This is a genomic window from Pseudomonas indica NBRC 103045 (genome assembly GCF_002091635.1).
Lineage (GTDB): Bacteria > Pseudomonadota > Gammaproteobacteria > Pseudomonadales > Pseudomonadaceae > Pseudomonas_M > Pseudomonas_M indica.
Map to the genome: position 1 here is coordinate 94,824 of NZ_BDAC01000007.1, position 20,167 is coordinate 114,990.

A 20,167-nucleotide genomic window follows, 5' to 3' on the forward strand; every position below is an offset into this window, starting at 1 on the left:
GGCTTCGGGCCTATCCAACCAATCGCCCGGCCGGCGCGCACAAATACCTGATCGAAACCAACCCGGCGCTGACCAACCTCAAGCAGTTCATGAGTTCGGACTACCTGCTGGGCAACCTGGGTTACGACACCGACATGGCGCAGAAGCGCCTGGGCGATGGCTTCTACGAACAGCGTTTGATCCGCGAAGCCAACGCAGCCTCACCACCCATGCATCGGCGGGCGCTGGCTACACCGACCGAGAAGCCTTCGCCGACAGCGCGGCCCGCATCGAAGCGGCCAACAACCTGACGCTCAGTGCCGGGCGTGACATCCAGAACATCGGTAGCGCCCTGAGTGCCGGTAACGACCTGGCGATGAGCGCCGGACGCGACCTGAGGCTGGTCTCCGCAGCGGAGCATGACCTCAGCCGCCGTGACGCCAGCCGATACAACATCGGCCGCGAACAAGTGACCCAGCACGGCTCGGACATCAACGCGGGCCGCGACCTGAGCGCCAGCGCCGGCAACGACCTGACGGTGAGCGCCAGCCGTGTGACAGCGGGGGGTGACATCGCCTTGTCGGCGGATGGCGACGTGATGCTGGCAGCAGCCGCCAACGAGGACCACTTCTATTCCAAGAGCAAGAAAGTCACCCGAAGCACCGACAGCGTGCGCCAGCAGTCCAGCGTCATCCAGGCCGGACGGGATGTCTCGGTCGCGGCGGGAGAAGACCTGACGCTGATCGCCAGTCAGATCAAAGGGGGGAACGACGTTGCCCTGGATGCCGAGCAGGACATCAACGTCCTGTCCGCCAAGGATGAAAGCGCGTCCTTCTACTTCAAGAAGAAGAAAGGCTCGTTCGGGCGTAGCAAGAGCGAGCAGCGCGAAAGTTACGACAGCACCAACGTCGCCTCGGTGATCGAAGCGGGCAACGACCTGCTGGTCGGTGCCACGGGCGATATGGCGATCCTGTCTGGCGTCGAGGAACACGGCTCCTACAGCAAGAAGACCAAGTCCGGTTTCCTGGGCCTCTCCAAGAGCGGCAAGAGCCAGCTCAAGACCCGGGCCAGCCAAGTCGCCAGCGAGCTGGAGGCGGGTAACGACGTCGTCATCGCTGCCGGCAACGATATCCGTCTGCGCGCCAGCGAGACGTCGGCCGGCAACGATGTGGAGCTGCACGCCGGCCTGGTCAACGAGACCGGCGACATCAATCTCGTGTCGGCCAACGACACCGCCTACAGCCTGACCGAGAAGTACAAGAAAAAGGTCGGCCTGTCCCTTTCCGACTCCGTGGGTATCGCCGTGGGCACGCCCTCCTGGGGTGGCGACATCTCGCTGGCCTCGGCCAAGAAGGCCGGCCAGGAGGCGATCAGCTCGACCAGTGTCGGCAGCCAGGTGACGGCGGAGCGCGATGCGACGCTCCAGGCCGAGCGCGACATCAACATTGTCGGCAGCGGTGTGAGCGCAGGGCGCAACGTCCTGCTCGATGCCGGCCGCGACGTCAACGTGGTCGCCGGCTCCAACAGCCAGCAGACAACGGCTTGGGAGAACACCAAGACGTTCGGCATGCAGCAGGACTTCGACCGTAACGGCTACACCACCTTCATCGGCGAGGAAAAACTCAAGGACAAGAAACTCGACACCCGGCAGACCGCCGCCGCCAGCCAGATCAACGCTGGGCTGGACCTCGACGTGAAGGCAGGCCGGGACATCGTCCAGCAAGGCTCGGACATGAGCGCCGGCTACGACATCAATCTGCAGGCCGGACGCAACATCCTGATCGACGCCGCCCCCGAGCAATCGGTGACGGCCCGCGAACAGAGCCAGACGCGTACGGGGACGACGACCAAGGTCAGCCATAACGTCGGCAACATGATGGACGCGCTCAGCGGGGCGGGCAAAGGCGATAACGCCATCAGCCAGGTATCCAGCGTGCTCCAGGCAGCCGATGCAGTCACACAGGTGCTCAGTGGTCCCAGCTTCGCCGCGCATGTCGGGACGGGAGGTCAGAGCCAGAGCAGCAGAGAAACGGCAATAGGTAGCAGGCCGTCCACGCTGCAGGCCGGTAACGATATCAACGCGGCTGCTGGTAATGACTTCGTTGCCAAGGGCAGCCAGTTCTCGGCAGGGCGTGACATCAACGTCACCGGTCGGGACGTCAGGTTCGATGTGGCGCGGGGCTCCTTCTCCAGTGAGAGCGAGCAAAGCCAGAGCCAGAGCGGCATCAATAGCGGCACCACCTTCAACAGTGCGCGTGCTGGCGTCGGCGGCAGTCATGGTGTCGCAAGCGCGGAGCAGTCGTTGGGAACGGCCGAATCTACACAGCTTCTGGCCGGCCGCGATATCAATCTTCAGGCCAGCCACGATCTGAGTTTGATCGGCACCCAGGCGCAAGCTGCCCGCGACATCAATCTGAAGGCCGCGAATGATCTGAACATTCGCGCGGCGCAAAACGACTCCCAGAGCGATTCCAGTCGCCGCAGTGGTGGTGGAGAAGTGGGGGGCGTGGTCGGTGGAAACGATTTCATCGCCCTGTACGCCAGCGTCGACTTTGGCAAGGGCAACCTCGACCGTGTAGGGGCTCGGCAGCAGGAAGCCTACCTCTATGCCGGACGAGGCTTGAACTTCGAGAGCGGCCGCGATACGACCGTCGCAGGAGCGAGGCTGGAGGGTGAAGAGGTCACCGGCAAGGTTGGGCGTGACCTGACGGTTTCCTCGGTTCCGAACACCGGCAAGGTGAGCGGTAAGGAACTCGACGCCAGCATGACCGTAACCATCGGCTACGGCTCGGGTAGCGTCAGCGGTTCGGTTGGGGTAGGCAAGACCACCGGCAAGACCGACTGGGTGGAAAAGCAGACCTCCATCGTTGCGCGCGACCGGCTGGATATCCGCACCGAAGACCACACCCAGATCGACGGTGCGGTTATCGCCTCACGCACCGGCAACCTCAAGCTGGATACCGACACCCTCGGCTTCCGCGATATCAAGGGTGAGGACAAGGAGCACAGCTACTACATCAACGCTGGCGGTAGCTATGGCTGGGGAGGTGCCAACAGCAATGGCCAAAAGGATAACCAGCCGGCTACGGGCGCCAGTGTCGCCGTCCAGGACAAAAGCCAGGAAGGCAAAGGCGAGGAGGGTGCCAATGGGTGGAGCCTGAGCGGCTATGACTACCGCAAGGAGCGCGAGCAGATCGTCCGCGCCACGGTAGGCGAAGGCGAAATCGTCGTCCGCAGCGACGCGGAAACGGGCAAGGATTCCACAGCGGGCCTGAACCGAGACCTGAGCAAAGCCTACGAGGTCACCAAGGACGATGAAGAGCGCACCGATCTGTATGTGAGCAAGTCGTCGGTAGAAGCGGTGATGGCAGCACCGGAGACCGCGAAGCAACTGGCGGCACTGGCGGAAGGTGTGGCTGTTGGTATGCAGGTGGCCTACTACGCCAAACAATTGGAGTCGGATGATCCGGCCACACGACGCCAAGCGGCCCAATCTCTATTCCTTAAATTGCCGGGCGTGAGTCTGGCTACCCCTGAAGAACGGGCAGTTTCAGACGCCATCGGCAAGTTGGCCGAGCAGGACTCGGCCCAGGCTATCAAGGCGCTGAACCTTATCGGCATGCTGATTCGGCCTAACGGGCTAACCCAGAATATGGCTGGTATAGATGATGCGGCCGTTCTGGTAGTTTTCGGCGCTGCTCTCCTGACCGCAGGCGTGGTAGGGAGCAACGAGGACTATCAGAAGAAAATGGGCGCTGCGCTGGAAAGCGCAGGGAAAGCCACTGCCGCCAACATGGAGATCAGCCTGGAGCTATGGAAGCTGGTAGGCGGGGTACTTGTTGGATCACCCATCCACCAGCTCGATGGCTCTCCCTACACGACGCCAGTCGTACAAGGTAACTCCACCAGCGGCTCGGATGGTGGCTATGGTGTAGGTGGCCAAGCCAGCGGCGCGACCAATACCGCAGGCAATCAACTGGACACGCCGCAGGGGGCGACAAGCTATACGACTCCTGGCCATCAGGTGAGTCTGGGGGCTGTGTATAACCAATCCGTTGGTAATATGAAAGAGTTTTTATCTCGTCCAGGTTTTGGTCGTGAATTAGCGAGTGCAACCCTGAAAACGTCAAAGATGTATGATGGCCAAAGTGTTTATCAAGTAACTAAGACTATCGGGGATAATATAAAGCGTGGTGATCAAATTTATCTTGATGGTTTGCATAAGGATCACTTGGAGGTATTCGATAAGGCGGGTAGATTTAAGTTTGTTTTGAATTTGGATGGTTCTATAAATGACGTCAAAACTCGATCCGCCGGCCAAAGGAGGCTGAGATGAAAGATATTAATCTGCTTAAATATTCCTTGCTTAAGTTGTCTGAAAAGAATGGGTTGGATTTGATTAATGGAAGTGCTGATTATAATCAGGATTGGGGGGGGGAACTCGAAGCTCGAACTGAACAAATGTTCGGAGACTTAGCACATTTTATAGGAGCCTTAAATAAAGATGATCAAGTAGATCAGTTGGCTGCATTGCTCAGGTTGCGTGCGCGGCTTCTTGATTTGTCAAATTTTTTTTCGGATCTTTATGAGGATGTTAATTATTTAATTGAATGTGATTCAATTAATTGGCCGGAGATTCCAGACAGTTATTCTTATTAGTGGTGCCGCTCTGGTTTAGCGTGGGGAGGATAGGGGGCGCTGTTGGGTAAGGAAGGTAAATTTCACGGTGATAGGCGATCCTTCAAGATTTGCTTTTGAATCTAGTTTGGATGTTCAAGCTCTCCTTGGGATGGCTTCTACGAACAGCGTTTGATCCGCGAAGCCATTGTGGCGCGCACCGGCCAGCGCTTCCTCGCCGGGCTGACCTCGGACGAGGCGATGTTCCGCTACCTGATGGAAGTGGCGTATGGAGTGATGCGGCTGCTGTGCGTGCAGAAGTAGCTAGCTTGAGGCTAATGGAACGTTGAGAAATGTTGTTGAGTTAAAGATTGTGACGAAAACAGGTGTAGTGACTTGGAGGCCGTGATGTCAATAAGTTATTTTTTGGTTTGCATGCAGTGTAAAACTGGGGTTTTGCTTGGTAAGGCTGTTCCAGTTAATTATAGTTCGGAGTCTTGTTTTGGTTTTTCTCAGTTAGGAGAGACTCTTGGGGAGGGCTTTCTTGATGTTCAGCAGTTTTTAATGGCGCATAGGGTTCATGAGTTAAGAGTGCTTCCGGGAAATGTTGAGGAGTTTGCATCTGATTGGGGCGTGCCTCATGGTTTTCCCAGTTCGGGCGATATTGATGGCATTCGAGAAAGGGAGGCTCTTGCTAAACGTACTAAGGATGCGCCAATTCCAGAAGAGGATATTTCAAAGTTGGACTCTGTCTTGATAGAGAAGCTTAGGCTTTTTTAGTTCTTTCAAGATAAGGCTTGTTTTTTGGTTTTTAATTTATGATTGCGAGTCTGTATGAATATTGATACTTCTGGTGAGGCTCTTTGCTAGTGAGTGTTCGTTATTGGTGCGGATGGCCAGCGGTTTGCCATAGGGGGCTGTAAATTGAACTGTGTAACAGCCCTTTGAGAGGGCCTTTTGATCGTGCTGAGTCCCAAGAGGCTGGTGCCGATAACCTAGCGCCTTGAGCTGCGGTGCGCTGGATGGCCTGCTCATCCACCCAAGCCCAGAACACTGTCACAGCGATCCCTTCATCTGCTTGCCTCCCTTCCGCCAAGCCGCTAGAGTCCAGCCCGTCACGGTCAATCCCGTGACCGGGTGTGAGAACCTGAATCCAACCAAGGCGCATAAGCGCCATAGCTGAGTAGCCGGCGCTTTTTTGTGCTTGGCTACCGCATTTCTGTGGCGGCCGTGCGAGGCAGGCTTCGGCCTGGCCGGTTTCCTTGGTTGCCGGTTTCTCACCCTTGCACGGTCCGCCTCCAAACTCGTGAGAAGGTTTGCTGGCGGCTCCTCAATCAACCAAGGAGCATCGCTCATGCGCTGTATTGTGTATTCCGTTCCACCGTCAGTTGCCACTCCAAGCCTTCCAGCTATGGAGGCCCGCCATGCCTGACTTCCGTCCTCTTCCTTCCCTCAGCACTACCGCCAGTCCCGTTCTTTACGCCAATGCCAGCCTCGCGGCTCACGAGCTGTTCGAGGCCGGGCAGGAGCGCCTGAATGCGGCGCGGCAGTTGGCGTTGGTGTTGTTCTGCAATGAGCCGCAGTTGGATAACGGCGAGGTGTTCGCGGCGTTTCATCTGTTGCTGAACGACGCGGCGGGTTTGTATGACGCCGCGTTCGAGCGGGTGCGGAGGTAAGCGTTCGCGGGGAGGGAGGCGGTTGCCTGCCCTCTCTCTGACCCGGAGGGCTCAGGCCGGCACAGCCGCCATCAACGTCCGTGCACTGAGTTGGACGTAGTGGGCGCAGGCGGTGAGCAGGCCGTGGTCGTCGAAGGTGAGTTCGACGGGCGGTTTGCCTTCGGCTTCGCAGCGGTAGAGGTGGTGGCCGGGGCGGCGTTGCAGGCAGTGGTAGCGCTGGTGGCGTGGCGTGACTTCGAGGGTCAAAAGGTCGATGTGGGCAACGCGCAGGCCGAGGCTTTCGCCGGTTTCCAGGGCGGCGTTCTGTAGCACTGGGGTATGGGTGAACGGGGAGGCGGGGATCATGACGTGCTGGCAGCCGTCGAGGTCCGGGCGCGGTTCGTCGTTCAGGTACCAGTGGCCGCGGATGTCGCGGTGCAGGCTGAGGGTGCGCGGGCCATGGTGGTCGGCCTTCAACCACAGGCGGCGGAAGCGCCAGCGCGGGTCGCATTCGAGAACATAGGTGGCGGCGATGCTGTGACCGTTGAGGTTCTGCATCAGGTGACTGCTGCCGTGGATGCCTTCGCTATCCAGGCTGAGGCGCAGGTTTTCCACGCCGGGCGTGGTCCAGGGTTTCCATACCAGTATCTGTTGCATCCAGGCGACTCCAGACTGCGGGTGCGTGGTCCATGGGAAGGGCACTTGCTGGACACCTTCCCTGGTGTTCCGTCATCTGGTGTGGAGGATAAGCGGTTCTTTTTGTGATGTCTGTCAGCTTTTGCTGACAACTGTGCAAGTTTTTGCCAACAAAGATCAGGCTTTGCGGCTGAGCGGGGGGTGGCTGAAACGCACGCCGGCGAGGCCGGTTTCCATCAGTGCGCGGATGTTGCCGTGGTCGTTACCGCCGGGGTTGGCCAGGACGGCGCGGTAGTGTTCGCCGAAGGCTTGCAGGGCTTCGTCCAGGGTGAGGTGTTCCAGCAGGGCGAGGCCGAGGGTCTTGCAGGAGCCTTCGTTCTGGCCGGCGGCACTTTCCACCGGGCCGTTGGAGAAGGCGCTGGGCTGGTAGTCGTAGTGCTCGGCGATGAACGCCAGGGTGTCGGCGAACTGGTGCCGGTCGCTGCGCAGGTGGGCGCGGAAGTCGTTCAGGGTCATTTCTTGTTGCTCTTGTCGAAGGCGGCCTGCTGCTCGGGGCTGGCTTCTTTCTGGTATTTGGCTTTCCACTCGCTGTAGGGCATGCCGTAGATCTCTTCCCGGGCCTGGTCCGGGGTGACGTCGACGCCGATGTCGTCGGCGGCGGCCTTGTACCACTTGGAGAGGCAGTTGCGGCAGAAGCCGGCGAGGTTCATCAGGTCGATGTTCTGCACGTCCGGACGGCTGCGCAGATGCTGGACCAGTTGGCGAAAAGCGGCGGCTTCGAGTTCGAGGCGTTCTTCTGGAGTCATCATCAAATTCTCGGCTGACGGTGGTCGATGTCCCGTGGGGACGGCCTGACGGGGCGGATCATACTCCGCCTCGCGCGGGCGTCACCAGCGTGTCCCGGGCAGACGGCGGGAGTGCCTTGGGTGAAGGAGTTCGCCTCTACAGGGAATGCTGTTCACTCAGGCGTCGGGCGCGATCAGTTCCCTCTCCCCCAAGCCCCTCTCCCGTAAACGGGAGAGGGGAGCAGAACGTGCACGACATAAAGTGAACAGCATTGCCCACAGGGGCACTTTTTTCACGATAGTCAGCTTTTCACCGGGGTGGGCGATGTTATTCGTCTTCCGGGTCGCGGTGGGCGGTCAGGGTGATGGAAACCGATTCGGCGAAGCGCAGGGCGTGGGGTTTGTCGACTTCCACTTCGGCATAGCGCACCGCCGGGTTTTCCATGACCAGGTCGAGCAGTTCCTGGGTCAGGCGCTCGAGGAGGGCGAAGCGGTTGCCTTCGACATGCTGGATGATCGCCTTGGTGATGGTGCGGTAGTTCAGCGCGTGCTCGATGTCGTTGTCGCGCACCGCTTCGATGGCGGGATAGAGGATGGTCAGGTTGATCAGCACGTCCTGCTTGTTGTTGATCTCTTCTTCCTTGATGCCGATGTAGGTGCGCAGGCGCAGGTCCTTGACCCGGATGCGCGCCATGCCCGGTTCCAGTCGTGGCATGTCTAGTTGCTCCGTCCGATCAGTTTGAGGAACTCGTGGCGGGTATTGCTGGATTCGCGGAAGGCGCCGAGCATCACGGAAGTGCTCATCACCGAATTCTGCTTCTCCACGCCACGCATCATCATGCACATGTGCTTGGCCTCGATCACCACCGCCACGCCCGCGGCCTGGGTCACGCTCTGCACGGCCTCGGCGATCTGCCGGGTGAGGTTCTCCTGGATCTGCAGGCGGCGGGCGTACATGTCGACGATGCGCGCCACCTTGGACAGGCCGAGCACCTTGCCGGTGGGGATGTAGGCCACGTGCGCCTTGCCGATGAAGGGCAGGAGGTGGTGTTCGCACAGGGAGTACAGCTCGATCTCGCGGACGATCACCATTTCGTCGTTGTCGGATTCGAAGAGCGCGCCGTTGACGATCTCTTCCAGTGTCTGCCCGTAGCCGTGGCAAAGGTACTGCATGGCCTTGGCCGCCCGCTTGGGCGTATCCAGCAGGCCCTCGCGCTCAGGGTTTTCCCCGAGGCCGCGGAGAATCTCACGGTAATGGTGAGACAGTTGCTCGCTCATGAAAGGCTCCTCGCGGCCCGCCTCATTTGAGGTGGCGGCCGCCGTTGACGGTCAGCGTGGTGCCGGTGACGTAGGGGTTGTCCAGCAGGTAGCGCAGGCTTTGGTAGATCACTTCGGCGCCGGGTTCGATGCCCAGGGCGGATTTGGCCAGGGTCTTGGCGCGGTAATCTGCGTCGTCGTGTTCATTGAACAGCACCAGGGCTGGGGCGATGCCGTTGACCTTGATGGCTGGGGCGAAACGGGCGGCGAAGGACAGGGTCAGGTTGTCCAGCCCGGCCTTGCTGGCGCAGTAGGCGATGTGTCTGGCGCTGCCCTTGCGGGCGACGTCGTCGCTGATGTGGACGATGTCCGCGGGCGACGATTTTTCCAGCAGTTCGGCGCAGTGCAGGTTGATCAGGTAGGGCGCCAGCATGTGCACGGTGAACATGCGCTGGAAGGCTTCGGCTTCCTGGCCGAGGGTTTCGCTCAGCCAGTCCGAGGCGTTGTGGACGATGGCGCGCAGGCTGTCGGTGTGCTGCTTCAGTTCGGCGATGAAGGCGAGGATCGAGGCCTCGCTGGAGAAGTCGGCGCGCAGTGTCAGGGCGCCCCGTTCGCGCAGCCGGGCCAGGCCGGGGCGCTCGCTGCGGTAGGTCACGATCAGCGATTCGCCGTCATCGAGCAGGCGCTCGGCGCAATGCAGGCCAACCCGCTGACCGGCGCCGGTGATCAGGATGGGGGAGGGGGATGCGCGCATGGGCACTCGCTTCGGCTGTTCGGAACGGTCCAGCGACGCTGCGTCCGGGTACCTGACGAGTCAGACGCGCGCCGACTGAACCGATGGGGACGTTATACCAGCTGATGGCTTTGTACAACCATGCGGACTGTGTGTATAAGTCGAGAGGGTACAGGTACCCCTTGTATTTTGCGGGCTTCAGGGGCCTCTTGGTCGCATAACGGCGTTTTGCCAATAAATTTCTATACAGATATTTTGTTTTGTATAGGTTTTGTTCGGGGCGTGCTATGCCCGCCCAAGAAAGGGCGGGCAAGGACGTTCAACGGGTCGCCGGCAGGCCGGCACGTAGGAGGCGGCGGGATCGGTCGTTCTGCAGCCAGGGGGCGAGCAGGCGGGTCGACAAGGGGATGAACAGGTAGGTCATCAGCGGGGTCAGCACCAGGGTGCTGAGCAGGACCCGGACGATCAGCGGCCATTCGCTGAGGGTACTGCCGAACAGCAGGTTGAAGGCCAGGGAAACCGGGAAGAAGGCCAGCCAGATCGCAACGCTCTGCTTCCAGCGGGGCGGGCGCTTATTGCCGGCGCCGAACCAGGCATCGAGACCGACGGCACGGTGCTCGTGGGGCTGGGCGAACAGGCCGGCGCCGCGTTCGAGCCATGCGCGGCGGGAAGCGGAATGCTCCCAGGCATCGAGGGTGCGTTCGTCGGCGAAGCGGAAGACGATCTGGAATTCGTCGTCGTTCGGTGGTGGCGCCAGGACGCCGGAGCCGAGGTAACCGGGGAAGTCGGCGGCGAGTTGCTCGCCTTCGTGCAGCCAGGCGCTGAAATCCTGGTAGCGGTCACGGGCCACGCGGCGCGCCACCATGAGGGTGACGGGTTCGGCAGACATTGTGTATCTCCATCGGTGTTGGCGTGCCGCCGGGTAGGCGCACGCAGATCGCAGCGCCGGGGTGGTGGGCTGCGAGAAAATCGAGGCAAGGATTATTCCCGAATCGGCCGAATAAGCCAGAGCCCAGGGTTGACGGGGCACGGGGCGCTATCGGTTTCGTTGCGAACTGTGAAGCGTATTCGGCGCTGCACCATCGGTGTGCATCTTTGCGGCGTGGATCGCATGGCGGAGGCCGGTGGCGAAGGGTGTGCCGGGTGGCGGCTGGGCTTACAATGCAGGCACCTTTCCAAGGCTCTACTGCCATGACCGAATTTACGGCTTCGTCTCTGGTTTCCAGCAACCTCAAGCAGGAGGAGCTGTTTCCCATTCGTGAAGTCTCGCGCCTCACCGGGGTCAACCCGGTCACCCTGCGCGCCTGGGAGCGGCGCTATGGCTTGATCCAGCCGATTCGTACCGACAGTGGCCATCGTCTGTATTCCCAGGCGGACGTCGAGGCGGTGCGCAGCATTCTTGGCTGGATCGAGCGCGGCGTGGCGGTGAGCAAGGTCGGCAAGATTCTCGCCCGCAGCGAGCAGGCCAAGGCGGCTTGCGCGCCGGTGGGGCAGGAGCCGGCGGTGGGCGAGTGGGAGGCGTGGCAGGCGCGCGTGCGTCGGGCCGTGGCGCAGTTCGACGAGGCCGAACTGGATCGCCTCTATGGCCAGGTGTTTTCCAGCTATCCGTTGCCGGTGGTGTTCCAAGACATCCTGATGCCGCTCTGGCAGGAAATGCTGGTGAGCCAGGAAGCGTTTGGGCAGGCCAGCGAGTGGTTGTTCCTGGACAGCTTCCTGCGTGGCCGGGCGCTGCAGCGCCTGCAACTGGCGCGTGAGCCGGGAGCGGAACGGCTGCTGCTGGCGGCGATCCCCGGCCACTGTCGGGAGTTGGAGTTGCTGGTGGCCGGTCTGTTGCTCAGTGGCCCTGAACTGGCGCCTATGCTGCTCGGCCTCGGGCAGCCGTTGGCGGAGTTGACCCTCATCTGCGAAAAGACCCAGCCCCAGGCGTTGGTTCTGTTTTCCAACCAACCGCCGGCCGCCGACCTGCCGCGGCAACTGGACAAACTGGCGTTGGGGTTGAATTGCCCGTTATTGCTGGCGGGTGATGCCGCGGACCTGGCGCAGGACAGCCTGGTGGGTTCCACCGTCGGTTGCCTGGGGAGCGAAGGGCGTCTGATGCGGCGGCGTCTGCAGCAGTTCCTGGCGGGCCACCTGGATACCTGAGGCCGTTCGGCTCAGCTCATTTGTGCAGGAGCGGATGCAGCAGGCGGTGCTGTTGGAAGATGTATTGGCGCAGGCGATCGCCGTGGCCGGGGTGGCCCATGGTGAGGCGATAGGCGACCAGTTGGCGCTCGGTCTTGCGTACCCGGGCGCCGAGCAGGGCGATGGGGTCCTGCTCCGGCAGCGGCAGCCAGAGGGCGAACAGTTCCGGCGTGTCTTTCTGGTCGCGGACTTCGATCAATGCGCCATTCGGCGACAGCTCATGCACCCAGAGCGCGGTTTCCGCTCCGTGTTCGTCGACCAGGGCGATAGGCTCCGGCAAGCGCAGGCGCCAGGGGCGAAGCGTGGGACCTTGTTCGAATATTTCCGGAGCGTCGATTTCCAGGTGCGGGGTCTGGAATTCGTCCTGCACGAGGCGCAGGGGGAAGGTGAGGTGCTGGCTGTGGAAATCCGCCTCGAGGGTCAGTTGGCCCTGTTTGGCCAGGCGCGCGATCAGCGCCTCGGCCTGGGCGCTGCCGTCAAGCAATAGGCTGGGGCCCGGCAATCCCTTGGGGCCGGACGATTTGCCTTGCAACGTCTGGATAAACGCCAGTTCATCCTCGGTCAGTAACGGAGTATCCACATCGCGAACCCACACACGTCAGAGTTCGTTTGACAGCAGATGCGGCGATTCGTTTCAACAACGGCTCATGTTTTCGACTGTTCTGCCCTGAGTGCCGCCAGTTCGGCCTCCAAAGCCTGAAGGCGCTGCTGTGCCTCGACCTGCTCGGTCACGTCCTTCTGAATACCAATGTAGTAGGTCAATTGGTCGTTGTCGTTGAACACGGGAGAGATCGACAGCTCGTTCCAGAACGGCGTGCCGTCCTTGCGGTAGTTGCGGACGATCTGGCGGCAGGCCTGCTGGTTGCGCAGGGCTTGGCGAATGGCCGTCAGGCCGGGCTGGTCGCGGTCGTCGCCCTGGAGGAAGCGGCAGTCCTGGTAAAGGATGTCGTCCACGGCGTAGCCGGTCAGCCGCTCGAAGGCGGGGTTGGCGTAGATCAGGATGTGGTCGTCGCCCTCCCGCTCGGCGACGACGATGCCGTCGTTGGAAGCATCGACCACCAGTTGCAGCAGCTTGGCGTTGATCATCGTGTCGGTCCTGGGCTGTGTCCGCCGCATTCTAGAACGGTCGGGCAGTTGCGGCATAATGCCGGGGTTTTCAGTCTGTTTCGGAGCGTCCATGAAAATCGCCATCTTGTCCGGTTCGGTCTACGGCACCGCCGAGGAGGTCGCCCGGCACGCCGAGCACCTGCTCAAGGCGGCCGGTTTCGAGGCCTGGCACAAACCCCGCGCGGAGCTGGCCGACCTGCTGGCCTTCGCCCCCGAGGCTTTCCTGGTGGTGACCTCGACCACCGGCATGGGCGAGCTTCCGGACAACCTGCAGCCGCTGTACTACGCCATCCGCGACCATCTGCCGGCCTGGCACGGATTGCCCGGCGGGGTGATCGCCCTGGGCGACTCCAGTTACGGCGACACCTTCTGCGCCGGTGGCGAGCAGGTGCGCGAGCTGTATGCGGAACTGGGCATCCGCGAGGTGGTGGACATGCTGCGCCTGGATGCCAGCGAAACCGTGACCCCGGAAACCGACGCCGAGCCCTGGCTCATCGGTTTCGGCAACGCGTTGCGCGCCTGATGCACCCGCGCGCCGCCGAACTGATCCGCGAGCTGGAGCTGCTGCCCCATCCCGAGGGCGGCTTCTATCGCCGGGTCTTCCATTCCAGCAACACCCTTGCCAACGGTCGTCCCTGCTGCACGGCGATCTTCTTCCTGCTGCCGGCCGGCGTATGCGGGCGCTGGCATCGGGTCGATGCGGACGAACTCTGGCATTTCTACGAGGGCGCACCGTTGGAGTTGCTGATCGCCACGACTCCCGCGGAAACCCGCCGCGAGCGCCTCGGCCCGGTGGGGCCGGATTGCCTGCCGCAACGGCTGGTACCGGCCCATGCCTGGCAGGCGGCGCGTCCGCTGGGCGATTACAGCCTGGTGGGCTGCACGGTGTCGCCGGGGTTCGATTTTTCCGGGTTCCGCCTGCTGGCCGAGGACGAGCAGGCGCAGCGCGAATGGGCGGCGCTGGACCAGGCGTTTCTTTGAGAAGGTTTCATGGAACCGTTTTGCAAACGGTTCCACTCATCTCTCGAGCCGATTTCCAATAACTGCTGCCCTGCCCGGGATTCGAGAGAGCACATCATGGTCTTGCGCGTTTCCGATGCCTGTCATTCCTACGGTTCTTTCGACGTTCATTCCCAGCCGGAATTGAGCATCCGTCCACAGGCCAAGCCGCCCGTCTCGTCGACGGGCATCGAGTTCGGTCCCGCGCCGACTTCCTCTCCTGAGCCGCGCGTACCGGCTGGTGGAACGAACAGCTCTCTGTTCGACCGTCTGCTGCCCCCGGCCAAGCCGGAGCCCTCCATGCCGTCGCCGGTGGTGCTGGCCAGCGAGCCGGCGCAGGAGGAGGGGCCCTATGATTTTCTCGACAATTCGCCCCACAGTTCGCCGGAGCAATTGAAAAAGTGGGAAGCGCTGCTGGGCGACCTGCCACCCGCCGAGCGGGAGGCCGCCGCCAAGGAGCTGAACCGCCCCATCGCGGCGGCGCGGATCGCCGCGGAAGGCGGGCCGGATGCGGAGAAGGCCTGGGCCTTCATCAATGACAACCCGTCGTTGAAAACGGCGGTGGACGTCGGCAAGGACGGCGGCCGGGCCGACGGCAAGATCACCCACAAAGACCTCAAGGCGTTCGCGAACCATATGGACGACCGGCTCAATGACGCCGGCAAGACACTGCGCAAGTACGAGAAGGAACACCCGGATGCGGACCCGGCCTCGAAGCAACTGGTGCGCTCCGCCGCGCTGATGCTGGCCAACGAGCCGCTGACCCAGGCGGCCGATCCGGCCAGCGCCCAGGGCGCCGCGAACCAGCGCAAGGTCAACGGCTGCATCAGCACCGCCGGGCTGACCGCATTGCAGGAGAACGAGGGCCTGTCGGACGTGCTGCGCAATGCCGCGACCACTTGGTCCCAGCCCGGTATGTTCGAGCTGCTCGACCGGGGAGCCGCCAGCGGCAAGAAGTTGGCGAAGAAGGGGCCGGACGGGCAAGCGAACAGCAAGGACATCATGAAATGGATCGAGGACAAGGCACCGTCCAGCAGCGACGCCTTTGCCAGCACGCTGTTCGACGCGGCCACCGTCGGCGCGGTGTCCAAGACGGACACCAGCCAACTGAACGGCGATATTTTCGAGCATCCGGACAGCTACACCGGCGAGCAGAAGGCGGCGGTCCTGGTCAAGCTGCAACAGACCCAGGAACAGGTCATAGCCGGACGTGGCATCCGCGACACGCGCGAAACCGAAGAGGCGCTGGCGGGGCGGATCGAGCAGTTGCAGAACGATCCCGACGTGCAGTCCTTCCTGAGGCTCAACCTCGACGAGCAGGCGACGTCCATCGTCAATGGCGACCCGCGCCTGGCCAAGCTGGTCTCGAAGGGTACGGTCGATGGCGGACCGGGACTGCATACCCCGAATGGGATCGGTTCCGATAAGCGAGCGGGCCCGGTCGACGAGGGCAAAGAGGCGCTGAAGGTGACGGCGGATACCGTTCACCGGGTAGTGAATTTTGGCTCCGGCACCTTCGAGCGACAAGGTGGAAAGGCGGTCGTCGGCCTGGGGGGACGCATTGCCGCCGCCGTGGGCGGGCGTGTGGTCGGCGCCGTCGCCGGCGAGGCGGCGGGTGCGGCGGCGGCCTCCGCCATCGGCGCCGCGGCAGGCCCCGTGGGCTGGGCGGTGAGCGGCATCATGGCGATCGGCATGGGTATCGGTGAGATCGTCAACGCGGTGAAGGAGCGCAAGGAGCGCAAGGCCTTCAGCCGCACGGTGAACCCGACGCTGGAGCAGTTCGGCATTCCCAAGCCCAAGTGACAGGGCGGCTGACCCGCTGGGCCATTATCCTGGCTGCCAGGGCAACTACCGTCCTGGCGTCGGCTCGCTAGACTCCTCGGCACACCCACAACAAGATGCCGAGGTGACACCGTGTCCACAGCCCACGCCCTGTCGCAACCGAACGTCAAGGATCAGGTGTCCGCCGTCGAATGGCAGACCCGGGTCGACTTGGCCGCCTGCTACCGTCTGGTGGCCCTGCACGGTTGGGACGATCTGATCTTCACCCACATCTCGGCCAAGGTGCCCGGCACCGAGGACTTCTTGATCAACCCCTACGGGCTGATGTTCCACGAGATCACCGCGTCCAGCCTGGTGAAGGTCGATCAGGCGGGCAACAAGCTGATGGACAGTCCCTACGAGATCAACCCGGCTGGCTACACCATCCACAGCGCCGTGCACGAGGTGCGCCACGACGTCGCCTGCGTCCTGCATACCCATACCGCCGCCGGGGTCGCGGTGGCGGCGCAGAAGCAGGGCGTCTTGCCGATCAGCCAGCAGTCGCTGTTCGTCCTCTCCCGCCTGAGCTACCACGATTACGAAGGCGTGGCCCTGAACCATGAGGAAAAGGCGCGCCTGCAAGCCGACCTCGGCGCGACCAACTTCATGGTCCTGCGCAACCACGGCCTGATGACTTGCGCGCCGACCATTCAGGACACCTTCCTGATGATGTTCATCTTCCAGCGTGCCTGCGAAATCCAGGTCATGGCCCAGAGCGGCGGCGCCGAGCTGGTGAGCATTCCGCCGCAGATCCTCGCCGGCGCCAAGGCCATGGCCGCCGGGGTCACCCGCAGTGCCGAGGGGCTGGGCGGCAAGCTGGCCTGGCCGGCCCTGCTGCGCAAGCTGGACCAGCAGGACACGGGATACCGTAGCTGATGCCGGCGCTGACCGGCATTCCCCTGGCCGAATGGCGGGCGCGGGGGCAGGACTTCGTCTTCGGCGGCCAGCGCATCCGCTACTGGCAGGCCGGAGAAGGCGAACCGCTGCTGCTGATCCATGGCTTCCCCACCGCCAGTTGGGATTGGCACCGTATCTGGGAACCGCTGGCGGCGCGCTACCGGGTAATCGCTTGCGACATGCTCGGCTTCGGCGACTCGGCCAAGCCGCGCGGGCACGACTACCGCCTGCTGGAACAGGCCGATCTGCAACAGGCGCTGCTGGCTCATCTGGGTGTTAGCGGGCCGGTGCACGTACTCGCCCACGACTATGGGGACAGCGTCGCCCAGGAGTTGCTGGCGCGGCACCACGAAGGACGTTTCGAGCTGGCCAGTTGTGTGTTTCTCAACGGTGGCCTGTTCCCCGAGACCCACCATGCCGTGCGCGTACAGAAGCTGCTGCTGGGGCCGCTCGGCCCGCTGATCGGCCGGCTGTTCTCCCGACGCAAGCTGGCGGCGAACTTCGCCCGCATCTTCGGCCCCGACACGCAGCCCAGCGAGGCCGAACTGGATGACTTCTATGACCTCATCAAGACCGGCAACGGCCCGGCGGTGATGCACCGGCTGATCCGCTACATCCCCGAACGCCGCGTGCAGCGCGACCGCTGGGTGGTGGCGATGCAGCGCGGTGGCGTACCGCTACGGGTGATCGACGGGGCGCTGGACCCGATTTCCGGCGCGCACATGGTGGCGCGCTACCGCGAGCTGATCCCCGAGCCCGACTGCGTCCTGCTGGAGCGGATCGGCCACTACCCGCAGACCGAAGCGCCGGAACAGGTGCTCGAACACTACCTGCATTTTCGTGAAGCCTTGGAGAGCACGGCATGCGCCGACGAACGCTGTTGAAAGGAGCCGCGCTGGGCGGTGTGGCCGTGATGACCGGCGGCTTTTGGGCACTAGGGAGTCCGGCACCGGCTCCGGTCAGCCTGGAGGGCGCGCGGCGGGTGTTGGATGGGCTGGCCGGGCGCCCACTGATCAGCGTGACGGGCTGGAGTCCGGCCGAGGTCTTCAACCATTGCGCCCAGAGCATCGAGTATTCGCTGGAGGGGTACCCTGAATTGAAGCCAGCCTGGTTCCGACACAGCATCGGCCCGGCGGCCTTCGCGGTTTTCAGCGCCCGCGGCGCGATGCGTCACCCGTTGCAGGAGGCTATTCCGGGGGCCGCGCCGTTGGCCGAACCGACCGGGCAGGATGCCGCGTTGCAACGCCTGCAAGCCGCATTCGCCCGCTTCGCCACGCACACCGGCGCGTTGCAACCGCACTTCGCCTACGGTGCGCTCGATCACGACGCCTATAGCCAGGCCCATGTGCTGCACCTGTACAACCATTTGAGTCTGATCCGCCTGGCTTGATCATCCCTGTCCTTTATCGAGCACTATTCAGCACAGGCCGTCTTCGTTGTGACCGGATGGCGGCTGTCCGACACTCGAAGCCTGCCTAATCTGCCAGGAGTCCGCTTCATGAGTGATGCCGTACGCTTCGACGACAAAGTAGTGATAGTCACCGGTGCCGGCGGCGGTCTCGGCCGCGCCCACGCGCTGCTGTTCGCCCGGCATGGCGCTAAAGTGGTGGTCAACGACCTGGGCGGCAGCACTCACGGCGAAGGCGCCAACGCCTCGGCGGCCGACCGCGTGGTGGCGGAAATCCGCGAAGCCGGCGGCACCGCCGTGGCCAACCACGACTCGGTGACCGACGGCGAGAAGATCGTCCAGTGCGCGCTGGACCAGTTCGGCCGCGTCGATGTGGTGGTGAACAACGCCGGCATCCTCCGCGACAAGACCTTCCACAAGATGGAAGACACCGATTGGGAGCTGGTCTACAAGGTCCACGTCGAAGGCGCCTACAAGGTGACCCGCGCGGCCTGGCCGCACCTGCGCGAGCAAGGCTACGGGCGGGTGATCTTCACCTCGTCCACCTCCGGCATCTATGGCAACTTCGGCCAGTCCAACTACGGCATGGCCAAGCTCGGCCTCTACGGCCTGACCCGCACTCTGGCCATCGAAGGGCGCAAGAACAACATCCTGGTCAATGCCATCGCCCCCACCGGCGGCACCCGCATGACCGAGGGCCTGATCCCGCCGCAGGTCTTCGAGCAGCTCAAGCCCGAGCTGGTCAGCCCGCTGGTGGTCTACCTCGGCAGCGAACAATGCCAGGAAACCTCCGGCCTGTTCGAAGTCGGCGGCGGCTGGGTCGGCAAGGTGCGCTGGGAACGCAGCCTGGGTGTCGGCTTCGACCCGCGCGAAGGCTTCAGCCCCGACGATGTGGCGGCCAACTGGCAGCGCATCTGCGATTTCGAGGGCGCGGCGCACCCGGCGGATAACGTCGAGGCGCTGAAGGAAATGATGGCGAACCTGCAGAAGTACACCCTCTGATCCCGCCAGTCCCGGTGCGGATTCGGCCAACGGGCTGAACAACTGCATCGGGAAGCACTATGTTGAAGGCCGGCAGTGTTGCCGGCCTTTTTCATGGGGCGCGGGAATCGATGGGCGAATGAGTTCGTCTTCGGCCTTGTGCTTTGTAGGAGCGAGCTCTGCTCGCGAATCGGCTTGCACAGAGGCTTCGCCAGCAGAGCTGGCTCCTACTGTAGGGGCGAATTCATTCGCCAAGGGATGCGCAGCATCCCCATGAACCCATTCGTCCATTCTTTCAGGAGTTCCCATGAGCATCCGCATCGAGAAGAACGGCCCGGTCACGACCCTGATCATCGACCGCCCGGCGGTGCGCAATGCCGTCGACCGGCCCACGGCGGAGGCGTTGGCGGCAGCGCTGCGGGCCTTCGAGGCGGACGAGCACGCCCGGGTGGCGGTGCTCACCGGCGCCGGTGGAACTTTCTGTGCCGGTGCCGACCTGGCGGCGGTGGCCGAGAGCGGTGAGCGGCGCAATCGACTGGAGCCGGACGGGGACGGGCCCATGGGGCCGAGCCGCATGCAGTTGTCCAAGCCGCTGATCGCCGCCATCGAAGGCTATGCCGTGGCGGGCGGCCTGGAGTTGGCCTTGCTGGCCGACCTGCGGGTGCTGGCGGAGGATGCGGTGCTCGGGGTGTTCTGCCGGCGCTTCGGTGTGCCGCTGATCGACGGCGGTACTGTGCGCCTGCCGCGCATCGTCGGCCAGGGACGGGCGCTGGACCTGATTCTCACCGGACGCCCGGTGGGTGCCGACGAGGCCCTGCGCATGGGCCTGGCCAATCGCGTGGTGACCCGGGGCGAGGCGCGGCAGGAGGCCGAAGCCCTGGCCGCGGAGATCGCCGCCTTTCCCCAGCGCTGCCTGCTGGCCGACCGGGCCAGTGTTTATGCCCAGTGGGAATTGCCGTTCGACGAGGCACTGCGCAACGAATTCCGGGGCGGCATGACGGTGATCGAAAGCGGCGAAACCGAAACCGGCGCCCGGCGTTTCGCAGAGGGGCAGGGGCGGCACGGGAAGTTTTGACGAATCTTTCGCGAATGAATTCGCTCCCACGGATCG

At 63.0% G+C, this 20,167-nt stretch carries 21 protein-coding genes and 2 pseudogenes; 14 read left to right on the forward strand and 9 right to left on the reverse strand.

The window, feature by feature from the left end:
• Positions 1-29 precede the first annotated feature (29 nt).
• From PIN01S_RS10590 to PIN01S_RS10595, 5 genes and pseudogenes are all read left to right on the forward strand, one after another.
• Positions 30-3,370 (forward strand): annotated as a pseudogene (locus PIN01S_RS10590) (hemagglutinin repeat-containing protein); the annotation flags it as partial.
• A gap of 941 nt (positions 3,371-4,311) precedes the next feature.
• A complete protein-coding gene (locus tag PIN01S_RS26325; RefSeq protein ID WP_139198630.1) occupies positions 4,312-4,638 on the forward strand; it encodes a hypothetical protein in 327 nt (108 codons plus the stop codon).
• Positions 4,639-4,767: 129 nt separating this feature from the next.
• Positions 4,768-4,884: pseudogene (locus PIN01S_RS27330) on the forward strand (hypothetical protein); the annotation flags it as partial.
• A gap of 120 nt (positions 4,885-5,004) precedes the next feature.
• A complete protein-coding gene (locus PIN01S_RS26330; protein WP_139198631.1) occupies positions 5,005-5,376 on the forward strand; it encodes a hypothetical protein in 372 nt (123 codons plus the stop codon).
• A gap of 644 nt (positions 5,377-6,020) precedes the next feature.
• Positions 6,021-6,272 (forward strand): hypothetical protein, encoded by a 252-nt coding sequence (locus PIN01S_RS10595; RefSeq protein WP_084335628.1) that lies wholly within the window; start codon positions 6,021-6,023, stop codon positions 6,270-6,272.
• Between the two features lie 51 nt (positions 6,273-6,323).
• On the opposite strand, the gene PIN01S_RS10600 is transcribed toward PIN01S_RS10595, so the two are convergent.
• The 7 genes from PIN01S_RS10600 to PIN01S_RS10630 all read right to left on the reverse strand — a co-directional run bounded on the left by PIN01S_RS10600 (position 6,324) and on the right by PIN01S_RS10630 (position 10,551).
• Positions 6,324-6,908: a putative glycolipid-binding domain-containing protein gene (locus PIN01S_RS10600; protein ID WP_084335629.1), complete on the reverse strand. Its 585-nt coding sequence runs from the start codon at positions 6,906-6,908 to the stop codon at positions 6,324-6,326.
• Positions 6,909-7,064: 156 nt separating this feature from the next.
• Positions 7,065-7,403: a HopJ type III effector protein gene (locus tag PIN01S_RS10605; protein WP_084335630.1), complete on the reverse strand. Its 339-nt coding sequence runs from the start codon at positions 7,401-7,403 to the stop codon at positions 7,065-7,067.
• On the reverse strand, positions 7,400-7,693 hold the full coding sequence (locus PIN01S_RS10610; RefSeq protein ID WP_084335767.1) for a DUF1244 domain-containing protein: 294 nt from the start codon (positions 7,691-7,693) through the stop codon (positions 7,400-7,402). The genes PIN01S_RS10605 and PIN01S_RS10610 overlap by 4 nt, the downstream gene beginning before the upstream one ends.
• Positions 7,694-8,000: 307 nt before the next feature.
• Entirely contained in the window at positions 8,001-8,387 is a 387-nt protein-coding gene (folX, locus tag PIN01S_RS10615) for a dihydroneopterin triphosphate 2'-epimerase (protein ID WP_084335631.1), read from the reverse strand.
• Between the two features lie 2 nt (positions 8,388-8,389).
• Positions 8,390-8,950, reverse strand: a complete 561-nt coding sequence (folE, locus tag PIN01S_RS10620) for a GTP cyclohydrolase I FolE (protein ID WP_084335632.1) — start codon at positions 8,948-8,950, stop codon at positions 8,390-8,392.
• A gap of 22 nt (positions 8,951-8,972) precedes the next feature.
• Positions 8,973-9,683, reverse strand: coding sequence for a dihydromonapterin reductase (gene folM / locus PIN01S_RS10625; protein ID WP_084335633.1), 711 nt, complete (start codon positions 9,681-9,683; stop codon positions 8,973-8,975).
• Between the two features lie 298 nt (positions 9,684-9,981).
• Positions 9,982-10,551 carry an antibiotic biosynthesis monooxygenase gene (locus PIN01S_RS10630; RefSeq protein ID WP_084335634.1) on the reverse strand — a complete coding sequence of 190 codons (570 nt, stop codon included), beginning with the start codon at positions 10,549-10,551 and terminating at the stop codon, positions 9,982-9,984.
• A 302-nt stretch (positions 10,552-10,853) separates the two neighbouring features.
• Between PIN01S_RS10630 and PIN01S_RS10635 the strand changes: the two genes are divergently transcribed.
• Positions 10,854-11,804 (forward strand): MerR family transcriptional regulator, encoded by a 951-nt coding sequence (locus tag PIN01S_RS10635; RefSeq protein ID WP_084335635.1) that lies wholly within the window; start codon positions 10,854-10,856, stop codon positions 11,802-11,804.
• A 16-nt stretch (positions 11,805-11,820) separates the two neighbouring features.
• On the opposite strand, the gene PIN01S_RS10640 is transcribed toward PIN01S_RS10635, so the two are convergent.
• Together PIN01S_RS10640 and PIN01S_RS10645 are read right to left on the reverse strand one after the other, a co-directional pair.
• Entirely contained in the window at positions 11,821-12,423 is a 603-nt protein-coding gene (locus tag PIN01S_RS10640; RefSeq protein ID WP_139198632.1) for a hypothetical protein, read from the reverse strand.
• A gap of 65 nt (positions 12,424-12,488) precedes the next feature.
• Positions 12,489-12,929, reverse strand: a complete 441-nt coding sequence (locus PIN01S_RS10645; RefSeq protein WP_084335637.1) for a PAS domain-containing protein — start codon at positions 12,927-12,929, stop codon at positions 12,489-12,491.
• A 91-nt stretch (positions 12,930-13,020) separates the two neighbouring features.
• On the opposite strand from PIN01S_RS10645, the gene PIN01S_RS10650 reads away from it, so the two are divergent.
• The 8 genes from PIN01S_RS10650 (at position 13,021) to PIN01S_RS10685 (ending at position 20,131) form a co-directional block, all read left to right on the forward strand.
• Positions 13,021-13,473: a flavodoxin gene (locus tag PIN01S_RS10650; RefSeq protein WP_084335638.1), complete on the forward strand. Its 453-nt coding sequence runs from the start codon at positions 13,021-13,023 to the stop codon at positions 13,471-13,473.
• Positions 13,473-13,931, forward strand: coding sequence for a cupin domain-containing protein (locus PIN01S_RS10655; RefSeq protein WP_084335639.1), 459 nt, complete (start codon positions 13,473-13,475; stop codon positions 13,929-13,931). Before PIN01S_RS10650 ends, PIN01S_RS10655 begins: the two co-directional genes overlap by 1 nt.
• A gap of 96 nt (positions 13,932-14,027) precedes the next feature.
• Positions 14,028-15,752, forward strand: coding sequence for a type III effector HrpK domain-containing protein (locus tag PIN01S_RS10660; RefSeq protein ID WP_169715820.1), 1,725 nt, complete (start codon positions 14,028-14,030; stop codon positions 15,750-15,752).
• Between the two features lie 111 nt (positions 15,753-15,863).
• Positions 15,864-16,646, forward strand: a complete 783-nt coding sequence (locus PIN01S_RS10665) for a class II aldolase/adducin family protein (RefSeq protein ID WP_084335641.1) — start codon at positions 15,864-15,866, stop codon at positions 16,644-16,646.
• Positions 16,646-17,551: an alpha/beta fold hydrolase gene (locus PIN01S_RS10670; protein ID WP_084335642.1), complete on the forward strand. Its 906-nt coding sequence runs from the start codon at positions 16,646-16,648 to the stop codon at positions 17,549-17,551. The genes PIN01S_RS10665 and PIN01S_RS10670 overlap by 1 nt, the downstream gene beginning before the upstream one ends.
• The gene (locus PIN01S_RS10675; RefSeq protein ID WP_084335643.1) at positions 17,530-18,057 is read left to right on the forward strand and encodes a DUF1569 domain-containing protein; all 528 of its coding nucleotides are present in this window, start codon (positions 17,530-17,532) and stop codon (positions 18,055-18,057) included. Before PIN01S_RS10670 ends, PIN01S_RS10675 begins: the two co-directional genes overlap by 22 nt.
• A 108-nt stretch (positions 18,058-18,165) precedes the next feature.
• A complete protein-coding gene (locus tag PIN01S_RS10680) occupies positions 18,166-19,077 on the forward strand; it encodes an SDR family oxidoreductase (protein ID WP_084335644.1) in 912 nt (303 codons plus the stop codon).
• A gap of 286 nt (positions 19,078-19,363) precedes the next feature.
• Positions 19,364-20,131, forward strand: coding sequence for a crotonase/enoyl-CoA hydratase family protein (locus PIN01S_RS10685; RefSeq protein WP_084335645.1), 768 nt, complete (start codon positions 19,364-19,366; stop codon positions 20,129-20,131).
• Positions 20,132-20,167 lie beyond the last annotated feature (36 nt).

Bases quoted from the DNA above. Each gene is read 5' to 3' on its own strand.
- PIN01S_RS26325 (WP_139198630.1), top strand. From the start codon at position 4,312: ATGAAAGATATTAATCTGCTTAAATATTCCTTGCTTAAGTTGTCTGAA.
- PIN01S_RS26330 (WP_139198631.1), top strand. From the start codon at position 5,005: ATGTCAATAAGTTATTTTTTGGTTTGCATGCAGTGTAAAACTGGGGTT.
- PIN01S_RS10595 (WP_084335628.1), top strand. From the start codon at position 6,021: ATGCCTGACTTCCGTCCTCTTCCTTCCCTCAGCACTACCGCCAGTCCC.
- PIN01S_RS10600 (WP_084335629.1), bottom strand. From the start codon at position 6,908: ATGCAACAGATACTGGTATGGAAACCCTGGACCACGCCCGGCGTGGAA.
- PIN01S_RS10605 (WP_084335630.1), bottom strand. From the start codon at position 7,403: ATGACCCTGAACGACTTCCGCGCCCACCTGCGCAGCGACCGGCACCAG.
- PIN01S_RS10610 (WP_084335767.1), bottom strand. From the start codon at position 7,693: ATGACTCCAGAAGAACGCCTCGAACTCGAAGCCGCCGCTTTTCGCCAA.
- folX (WP_084335631.1), bottom strand. From the start codon at position 8,387: ATGCCACGACTGGAACCGGGCATGGCGCGCATCCGGGTCAAGGACCTG.
- folE (WP_084335632.1), bottom strand. From the start codon at position 8,950: ATGAGCGAGCAACTGTCTCACCATTACCGTGAGATTCTCCGCGGCCTC.
- folM (WP_084335633.1), bottom strand. From the start codon at position 9,683: ATGCGCGCATCCCCCTCCCCCATCCTGATCACCGGCGCCGGTCAGCGG.
- PIN01S_RS10630 (WP_084335634.1), bottom strand. From the start codon at position 10,551: ATGTCTGCCGAACCCGTCACCCTCATGGTGGCGCGCCGCGTGGCCCGT.
- PIN01S_RS10635 (WP_084335635.1), top strand. From the start codon at position 10,854: ATGACCGAATTTACGGCTTCGTCTCTGGTTTCCAGCAACCTCAAGCAG.
- PIN01S_RS10645 (WP_084335637.1), bottom strand. From the start codon at position 12,929: ATGATCAACGCCAAGCTGCTGCAACTGGTGGTCGATGCTTCCAACGAC.
- PIN01S_RS10650 (WP_084335638.1), top strand. From the start codon at position 13,021: ATGAAAATCGCCATCTTGTCCGGTTCGGTCTACGGCACCGCCGAGGAG.
- PIN01S_RS10655 (WP_084335639.1), top strand. From the start codon at position 13,473: ATGCACCCGCGCGCCGCCGAACTGATCCGCGAGCTGGAGCTGCTGCCC.
- PIN01S_RS10660 (WP_169715820.1), top strand. From the start codon at position 14,028: ATGGTCTTGCGCGTTTCCGATGCCTGTCATTCCTACGGTTCTTTCGAC.
- PIN01S_RS10670 (WP_084335642.1), top strand. From the start codon at position 16,646: ATGCCGGCGCTGACCGGCATTCCCCTGGCCGAATGGCGGGCGCGGGGG.
- PIN01S_RS10675 (WP_084335643.1), top strand. From the start codon at position 17,530: ATGCGCCGACGAACGCTGTTGAAAGGAGCCGCGCTGGGCGGTGTGGCC.
- PIN01S_RS10680 (WP_084335644.1), top strand. From the start codon at position 18,166: ATGAGTGATGCCGTACGCTTCGACGACAAAGTAGTGATAGTCACCGGT.
- PIN01S_RS10685 (WP_084335645.1), top strand. From the start codon at position 19,364: ATGAGCATCCGCATCGAGAAGAACGGCCCGGTCACGACCCTGATCATC.